At 41.0% G+C, this 9,078-nt stretch carries 4 protein-coding genes; all 4 read left to right on the top strand.

The window, feature by feature from the left end; genetic code table 11:
* Positions 1-126: 126 nt before the first annotated feature.
* The 4 genes from M2448_RS13955 to M2448_RS13940 all read left to right on the top strand — a co-directional run bounded on the left by M2448_RS13955 (position 127) and on the right by M2448_RS13940 (position 9,054).
* On the top strand, positions 127-1,002 hold the full coding sequence (locus tag M2448_RS13955; protein WP_280646596.1) for an alpha/beta hydrolase-fold protein: 876 nt from the start codon (positions 127-129) through the stop codon (positions 1,000-1,002).
* A 41-nt stretch (positions 1,003-1,043) separates the two neighbouring features.
* Complete coding sequence (locus tag M2448_RS13950; protein ID WP_280646595.1) at positions 1,044-3,473, top strand: glycoside hydrolase family 95 protein; 2,430 nt, start codon at positions 1,044-1,046, stop codon at positions 3,471-3,473.
* A gap of 512 nt (positions 3,474-3,985) precedes the next feature.
* The gene (locus M2448_RS13945) at positions 3,986-7,162 is read left to right on the top strand and encodes a TonB-dependent receptor (protein WP_280646594.1); all 3,177 of its coding nucleotides are present in this window, start codon (positions 3,986-3,988) and stop codon (positions 7,160-7,162) included.
* Positions 7,163-7,173: 11 nt separating this feature from the next.
* On the top strand, positions 7,174-9,054 hold the full coding sequence (locus M2448_RS13940) for a RagB/SusD family nutrient uptake outer membrane protein (protein WP_280646593.1): 1,881 nt from the start codon (positions 7,174-7,176) through the stop codon (positions 9,052-9,054).
* Positions 9,055-9,078 lie beyond the last annotated feature (24 nt).

Genomic DNA, 9,078 nt, shown 5'->3' with positions numbered 1-9,078 from the left:
TTTTTGTTTTTTGTCGGGGCTATATTGTTTACCCCCGAATATATATGGGTCTATTTATTTTCCCCCCCTACAGCATTGAACACGACAATAAATATTATGTATTACTTAATATAAAATAAAACATATATGAAAAGAATCGAATTATTAGTACTCTTATTGTTAGCAGCACTTATTTCTCAGGCTCAGCCGCCATATCCGCAAAGCCGGATAGAAACCAAAACGATAAAAAGCGAAGTATTGTCAGCAGATAGGGAATACACTATTTTCCTCCCTAAGAGCTATGACACCGATACCAGCAAAAAATATCCTGTCTTGTATCTCTTACATGGGATGATGCAAACGAATAATGATTGGTTTCATCGCGGGTATGTAAAAGATGTGATGGATCAGTTGACAGCCTCAGGAGAAGCCAGTGAAATGATAATAGTTTCGCCGAATGCCGGAGGAGACATGAGCAAAGGCCATTGGAATGGTTATTTTGATATGCCGGGCTGGAAATATGAAACATTTTTCTTTACAGAGTTTCTCCCCTATATTGAGAAAACATACAGAGCTATAGGAAATAAGCAAAGTCGTGCCGTTGCAGGCCTGTCTATGGGTGGCGGTGGAGCTACAGCTTACGGACAACGGCATAGCGATATGTTTGGTGCTGTCTATGCTATGAGTGCATTAATGTCTATCCCCGAAGAAGGAGCCCATCGTTTTGATGATCCGAATAGCCTGATGGCAATTCTTACGCGTTCGGTAATTGAGAACAGTTGTGTAAAATATGTGGAAGAAGCCGATGAACAAAGAAAAGCGCAACTGCGTACCGTTGCATGGTTTGTAGATTGTGGCGATGATGACTTTCTACTCGATCGTAACATTGAACTTACACAAGCCATGAGAAAAGGATTTATTCCTTGTGAATTCAGAGTGCGCGATGGAGGGCATACATGGGAATACTGGCATTCTGCACTTTACACCTGCCTTCCATTTGTCAGCCGAAGTTTTAATAAATAAATTCAGCCTGTATTATTAGAAATATACTATTGTCCTGTAATATGAAGATTAGCATATCATTAATTTGTGTTTTCCTTTTATCCGGCTTTAAACTATCTGCACAAGAGTTAAAATTATGGTATAGCCGCCCCGCTCAGATATGGGAAGAGGCGCTACCATTGGGAAACTCCCGACTGGGTGTTATGGTTTATGGCAACCCCGAACGCGAAGAGTTGCAATTGAATGAAGAGACTATCTGGGCAGGAAGCCCTTATCGTAACGATAGTCCGGAGGCATACGAAGCATTACCAGAAGTAAGAGCGCTGATTTTTGAAGGAAAGAATAAGGAAGCTGAAGATCTGATAAATAAAAAGTTTCTGACACACCGCCATGGAATGCCTTATCAGACAGCTGGGAGCCTGATTCTCAATTTTAAGAATCATGGCAAATATGAAAATTATTACAGAGAACTGGATTTGAACAGAGCTTTATCCACTACACGCTATATATCAGATGGAGTAGAATATAAGCGGGAGGTATTCTCTTCCTTTTCCGATGATGTCATTGTCATGCATCTCTCTGCCAGCAAGAAAGGGGCTTTATCTTTTAGTGCAGAATATACCTCTCCAGCAAAGCACACCACAACATCAACCAAAGAGAATGTGTTGGTACTTAACGGCAGAGGTTCCGATCACGAAGGTATTCAGGGAGCCATACACTATCAGGTACATTCTATGGTGAAGAATACGGATGGGGCTGTTGCTATTTCCGGAAATAAAATAACTGTTACTGATGCTACCTCGGCAACCATCTATATATCAATAGGAACAAATTTTATTGATTATAAGACAGTCGGAGAAGACGAGGGAGAAAAAGCATCAGGAAAATTAAAGCTTGCTTATTCGAAAAGTTACGAAACGGCTAAGAAAAACCATTCGGATATATATGCAAAACAATTTAACCGCCTCCAACTCGATCTTGGGAGTAATACAGCTTCGTCATTACCTACAGATGAAAGGATAATGAACTTTCAGCAAAGCCATGATCCGTCACTGGTTGCACTGTTATTCCAGTTCGGGCGTTATTTATTGATTTCGTCGTCTCAGTCCGGTGGGCAGCCTGCCAATCTGCAAGGAATATGGAACAACCAGCTTACTCCGCCCTGGGATAGCAAATACACGATCAATATAAATACGGAAATGAATTACTGGCCGGCAGAAGTAACCAATCTGTCCGAAACCCATTTCCCTCTATTCCAAATGTTGAAAGAACTGAGCGAAAGTGGTAAAGGAACAGCCAAGACTATGTATGGGGCTGATGGATGGGTAGCCCATCACAATACCGATATCTGGCGAATCACAGGAGTAGTAGATGGAGCTTACTGGGGAATGTGGCCGAATGGAGGAGCTTGGCTCTGCCAGCATTTATGGGAACATTATCTATTTACAGGAGATAAGGAGTTTCTTGCTGAATTTTATCCGGTAATGAAAGGTGCGTCCCAATTTTTCCTAAGCACTCTGGTGCCTCATCCAAAATACGGCTGGATGGTAACCTCTCCGTCTGTGTCTCCCGAGCATGGCCCATACGGAACCTCAATAACGGCCGGTTGTACTATGGACAATCAGATCGTTTACGATATTCTGACAAATACAATGAAGGCAAATGAGATACTGAACAAAGACAAGACATTCCGTCAGCAATTGCAAGACATGGTAAAGAAACTACCTCCTATGCAGGTAGGAAAGCATGGGCAGCTACAAGAATGGCTCGAAGACCTCGACAACCCAACAGATGAGCACAGGCATGTATCTCATCTATATGGTTTGTATCCAAGCAGCCAGATTTCACCGTATTCACACCCCGAACTTTTCGAAGCTGCCCGTAACTCGCTTACTTTTCGTGGCGACATGGCTACAGGTTGGTCTATTGGCTGGAAAGTGAATCTATGGGCGCGTTTATTCGATGGCAATCATGCTTATAAGATCATCAGCAATATGCTTACTCTGGCTGATAAAGATAATGAAGATGGAAGAACATATCCTAATATGTTTACTGCACACCCTCCATTCCAAATCGACGGTAACTTCGGGTTAACAGCAGGTGTGGCCGAGATGTTGCTGCAAAGTCATGACGGTGCCGTACACCTTCTGCCAGCATTGCCGGATAGATGGGCCGATGGTTCGGTCTCGGGGTTAGTTGCTCGCGGTGGTTTCGAAATTGCTATGAAATGGCAAAACGGAGAACTCCAGGAAACATCTGTCCACTCTAAAATTGGAGGAAATCTCCGTATCCGTTCCCATGTACCACTTACAGGCCATAATATTAAAAAGGCTGAGGGCAAAAACACAAATGTACTTTTAGAATCAGTACACATTGCCGATCCCATCGTTTCTGATGAAGCATTACTAAAAGGGATTGTCCTGAAAGAAACATATGAATATGACGTATCTACAGAGCCTGACAAAATTTATATATTCAAAAATTTAGATTAACAAACCAAACTTTTCAATACGATTAAGGGAGATGCCTGAGATAAATAGGCATCTCCTTTTGTTTTCTATGCTGTGAAGAATGAAAACATAAAGTTTTAACAACTTATTCCCGGCGTTAACTTATTGTATATAGCACAATTATGTTTGTGTATCTAATATTAGAAATAAAATATCTAAAATGGGAATAGCTTAATTTATGATTAATTTACATTTGTACTAAGAGGTCTAAACTAGCTTGTGGTTTCAAGAATAACCAGACTCAATTAACTATAAATCTCTTATGCAAAAGAAAAATTGTCTCTTATTTCTACTGTTTTTTTAAAGAGTAAATACTCTTTCTGTTTTGATGTTTAACCTTAAAATAAAAAATTATGAATAATTTCTACGACAACAGTTGATCTGTTTTTTAGATGGATTTGATCGAACTGAAAAATTACACAAGACTTCTCAGATAAATCCAGATTTCACCTCTCTAAAAAAATTAAAAACAAACAGTTTAACAAGTAAAAAGGATGAAGAAAAAAATAAAGAAGATGTATCAAACAATTTCCTCCGATAAAAACAGGAAGTTGTTTTTGATAGGATTTCTATTCTCATTATTAGTCCTGCCAGGGCCGGAAGTATTTGCTCAAAGCGGGCAAACGGTTACAGGTGTAGTGTTAGATGAGCAAAAAAATCCTATTGTAGGTGCTACAGTCGCTGTAAAAGGAAAAGCTCTAGGTACTTTTACCGAAGACGATGGTTCATTCTCTATTAAAGTCCCTACAGGAAGTCAAACTCTTGTAATCTCGTTTCTGGGAATGGGAACACAAGAGGTTTTGGTACAAAACAAGAATCATATTACTGTCACGCTTAAAGACGATAATATACAATTAACCGAAACTGTTATAGTCGGTTATGGCCAGCAGAAAAAAGCTAGTGTAGTAGGAGCTATTACACAAACTACAGGTAAAGTACTCGAACGCGCAGGAGGAGTTTCCAGTGTTGGTGCTGCTCTTACAGGAAATCTGCCGGGAGTTATTACAGAAGCCAGTACAGGTATGCCTGGAGAAGAAGATCCGCGCATCGTTATTCGAGGTAGAAGTTCATGGAATGGTAGCGATCCTCTGATATTGGTAGATGGAATAGAACGCCCTATGAACAGTGTAGACATTAGCTCAGTAGAGTCGATCTCAGTCTTGAAAGATGCATCGGCTACTGCTGTGTTTGGTGTTAAAGGTGCAAATGGGGTTATACTTATTACAACTAAAAGAGGAGTTGAAGGAAAAGCTTCAATCAGAGTAGGAGCAAATGCTACATTGAAAGCACCATCGAAGCTTCCGGGTAAATATGATGCTTATGACGCTTTGAGTATACGTAACTCTGTTATCGAATACGAACTGGGACTAAGACCGGATGCTTGGGCTAATATGACACCTGTAAGTATCATAAATAAATATCGTAATCCGGCAAATCTTGAAGAAAGCGAACGTTATCCGAATGTAGATTGGGCAGATGCATTATTTGAAGATTATGCTATGTCTTACAACGCTAATCTCAATGTAACAGGTGGTACGAGATTTGTTAAATATTATGCAGGAGTTGACTTTCTGCACGAGGGAGACCTCTTTAAACAATGGGATAATAACAGAGGATATAACACAGGGTACGGTTTCAACCGTTTGAACGTACGTAGTAACCTCGACTTCCAACTGACACGCACAACTGTCCTCAAAGTTAATCTATCCGGTTCTCATGGAGCAAAACGCAGCCCTTGGGGTGCATCCGGTAATGAGTACACAATGTGGCAGGGAGCATATAGTGTAGCTCCGGATGTTTTTCTTCCAAAGTATTCGGATGGCACATGGGGATATTATGAGCCTGCACCGGTCGCAGCAACCAACTCGGCTCAGAATCTTGCTATTGCAGGTAATATGTTGAAGACAACTACACGTATTAATACAGACTTTACACTGGATCAAGACTTGAGCATGTTAGTAAAAGGCCTTAATGTGAAAGGAACAATATCTTGGGACAATGTATTTGTCGAAACAGAAAGAGGAATTACCGACCTGAATAATGGAACTCAGGCAAAATGGATAAACCCGGAAACAGGCGAAGTACGCTGGAAAGAAAGTTATGATGGCGATAACCGGTTCGACTTCGACGAAGGTCGTAAATGGACAACGAGCCCGGGTGTAATGGAAAACTGGTCTACTCAACGTAAACTTTACTATCAACTTCAGCTTAACTATGGCATAAAACTAGGCAAACACGATATAACAGCAATGGGGCTTTTCTCTCGAGACGAACACGCAACAGGCAGCCAGATACCAAACTATCGTGAAGACTGGGTGTTCCGTGCTACATATGGCTTCAACGACAGGTATTTCTTCGATTACAGTGGAGCATATAACGGCTCTGAAAAGTTCAGCAAAGATCACCGTTTTGCATTCTTCTCATCAGGGGGTATCGGCTGGATGGTAAGCGAAGAAAAGTTTATGAAAGGGATAAAATTCCTGGACATGTTGAAACTGAAAGCATCATATGGTTCGATCGGTGATGATAATATCGGCCAACGCTGGCTCTATCTCACGCAGTGGGCTATTGGCGGTAGAGACGGATATAGAGGACAATCCTTAATGGGACCAAATATGGACGAATACAGTCCTTATACCTGGTACAGGGAAACTCAGATCGGCCGACCGGATGTTCACTGGGAGAAAGTTACAAAAACCAATTATGCAGCAGAATTCTCATTCCTTAATGGTTTGGTTTCCGGTGAATTGGACTTCTTTACAGATAAACGTACAGACATCTTAATCAATGGAAGCAATCAGGCTATACCTTCATATTTCGGGGCAACTCCTCCAACAGCAAATCTGGGTAGAGTGAAAACAAACGGATATGAATTGACATTGAAGCTGAATCATCAATTTAAAAATGGATTGCGACTATGGGGTAACTTCAATCTGACACATGCCAAAGACAAAGTTCTGTCTCAGGATGACCCTGAATTATTACCATACTATCAGAAAAAAGCAGGTAAACAGATTGGCCAGACAACGACTCACGTAGGTCATGGTTATTATAACTCTTGGGATGAAGTATATGGTAGTACAATACATGATAAAAATGACAATCAAAAATTGCCGGGCAACTACCATATTATAGATTACAACGGAGATGGAGTGATCGACACTTATGATGAAATACCATATGGTTATTCCTCGACTCCTCAAAACACATATAATGCAACTGTAGGCTTCGAATGGAAAGGATTTGCCGCATTCGTTCAGTTCTATGGGGTAAATAATGTGACTCGCCAGGTAGTGTTCGGCAGCTTTACCGGAGGACAGAATCTTGTATATGACGAAGGCTCATACTGGACTAAAGAGAATACCAATCCGGATGTTCCGATGCCACGCTGGCTTTCTACACCAAGTGAATATAGCAGAGGACACCGCTATATGTATGATGGGTCTTATATCCGCCTGAAAAATGCGGAAATATCTTATACTTTCGATTCAGGTTGGGTGAAAAAACTTGGTCTCCAATCATTGAGGCTTTATCTCAACGGTAACAACTTATGGGTATCGTCAAAAATGCCGGATGACCGCGAATCGAACTTTGCCGGTACAGGCTGGGCGTCACAAGGTGCTTATCCTACAGTGAAACGCTTCAATCTGGGTATTAACATTAATCTATAAAACTAGATAAAATGAAAAAATATATACAATCAATTCTGTGGGTAGGGATCATATCGCTGGCTTTTAGTTTCACAGCCTGCGACGACTATCTGGACAAGGAAGTCGACTCTTCAGTATCTCCCGAAGAAGCCTTTAAGAATTTTAACAATTTCCAGGGATATACAGAAGAACTCTACCATTGTATTCCCGATTTTGCCAAAGGATATTGGACAAATTCATTCAATTGGGGAGAAGACGAAATTACAACTACCAGCATCGACTACCATTTCATAAGCAAAATAGACAATGGTGACTTTTGGGGATGGCAATCCAGATATGATGGATGGAACTCGGGATGGCTGGACAGACGCAACTCTGAAGTGAACACAAATGCAGACCGTCTCAATAAAGCTCTATGGGCTTTCGGTTGGTATGGAATACGTAAAGCCAATATCGGACTCGAAAATCTGGATAAGCTTACTGAAGCAACTGATGAGGAAAAACGATTGATAAAAGGACAATTACTGTTTTTCAGAGGATGGTTCCATTTCCAATTTATGCAATATTTTGGAGGACTTCCTTATATCGACAAATCATTGTCTACAGAGAATAAATTAACACTGCCTCGTTTGAGCTATCAGGAAACGGCAGATCGTGCTGCACAGGATTTCCGCGAAGCTGCTGATTTGTTACCTATCGACTGGGACAATACTACTGCCGGAAAAAGAACGCTGGGTAAAAATCAGTTGCGTATCAATAAAATAATGGCATTAGGCTATCTGGGTAAAAACTACTTGTGGGCAGGCAGTCCATTAATGAACTCAGAGTCGACCGGAAATAAAACCTATAATCAGGAATATTGCAAAAAGGCTGCTACAGTATTCGCAGAATTGCTAACTCTTGTAGAAAGCGGGAAAACACAATATGCTCTAGTTGATTTCTCTAAATATTCTAATCTTTTCTACACAAACGGACAGAGTTGGAAAATGCCGGGTGAAACGGAAGCTATCTTCCGCGGGCCGTCATACGAACCGAACTCATCAAACTGGGGATTGTCTAAACAGTATCAGCCGGGTGGTATATTGGTAGATGAAAATGCAAAATTCGCACCTACAGCTAACTATGTGAACTACTATGGTATGGCTAACGGTTTGCCGCTTACCGATTCCGAAGCTGGATTCGATAAAGAACATCCTTGGCGTGGACGCGATCCTCGCTTCTATCATGACATAGTTTATGATGGAGTAAAATGTGTGGAAGGAACGATTAACCCTGCCGAAAATGAAAAAGATCGCTATGCAAATCTTTATACAGGAGGAAGTTATCGCGACATCAGATCTGGAAGCCGTACAGGTTATCTGCTTTATAAATTTATCCCGATAAGGGCGAATAAATATGACGATGGTTACGGTTGGGGTTCGAGCAATCATATACATATCAGTTGGATGCGTTTGGCAGACATATATCTGATGTATGCCGAAGCTGCTGCAAATGGTTACAACTCACCGCAAGGACAAGATGCAAATTTCGATAAGTCGGCTATCGATGCAGTTAATGTAATCCGTAAACGTGCCGGAGTAGATCCTGTGCATAGTAAATATTTAGGATCTGTGACTTCTTTCATGAAAGAGTTACAACGCGAACGTGCAGTAGAATTAGCTTATGAAGGACATCGTTTCAACGACCTACGCCGCTGGTTGCTATTGACAGAACAACCATACACACTGAAAACATCACAAGAGTTTGACAGAGCTCCCGGATTTAATGCGAATAAACCGGAAGATAATAGAGTCCTGAACTTTAAAGAAACAGTTATTCTTGAACGTCAGCTTTCATCAAAACATTATTGGTTGCCTCTCAAGAATGTGGATGTGCATATGTACTTGGAATTCCCTCAGAATCCGGGTTGGTAATATTTGAAAAAGGATTTATATAAT

This window comes from Dysgonomonas sp. PF1-14 (genome assembly GCF_029892965.1).
In the GTDB taxonomy this organism is placed as follows: domain Bacteria; phylum Bacteroidota; class Bacteroidia; order Bacteroidales; family Dysgonomonadaceae; genus Dysgonomonas.
Note: the sequence above shows the minus strand (reverse complement) of the source record. Positions and strands in the feature narration are given on the sequence as shown.

Excerpts from the sequence above, each read along its gene's own strand:
- M2448_RS13955 (WP_280646596.1), top strand. The coding sequence starts at position 127 with ATGAAAAGAATCGAATTATTAGTACTCTTATTGTTAGCAGCACTTATT.
- M2448_RS13950 (WP_280646595.1), top strand. The coding sequence starts at position 1,044 with ATGAAGATTAGCATATCATTAATTTGTGTTTTCCTTTTATCCGGCTTT.
- M2448_RS13945 (WP_280646594.1), top strand. The coding sequence starts at position 3,986 with ATGAAGAAAAAAATAAAGAAGATGTATCAAACAATTTCCTCCGATAAA.
- M2448_RS13940 (WP_280646593.1), top strand. The coding sequence starts at position 7,174 with ATGAAAAAATATATACAATCAATTCTGTGGGTAGGGATCATATCGCTG.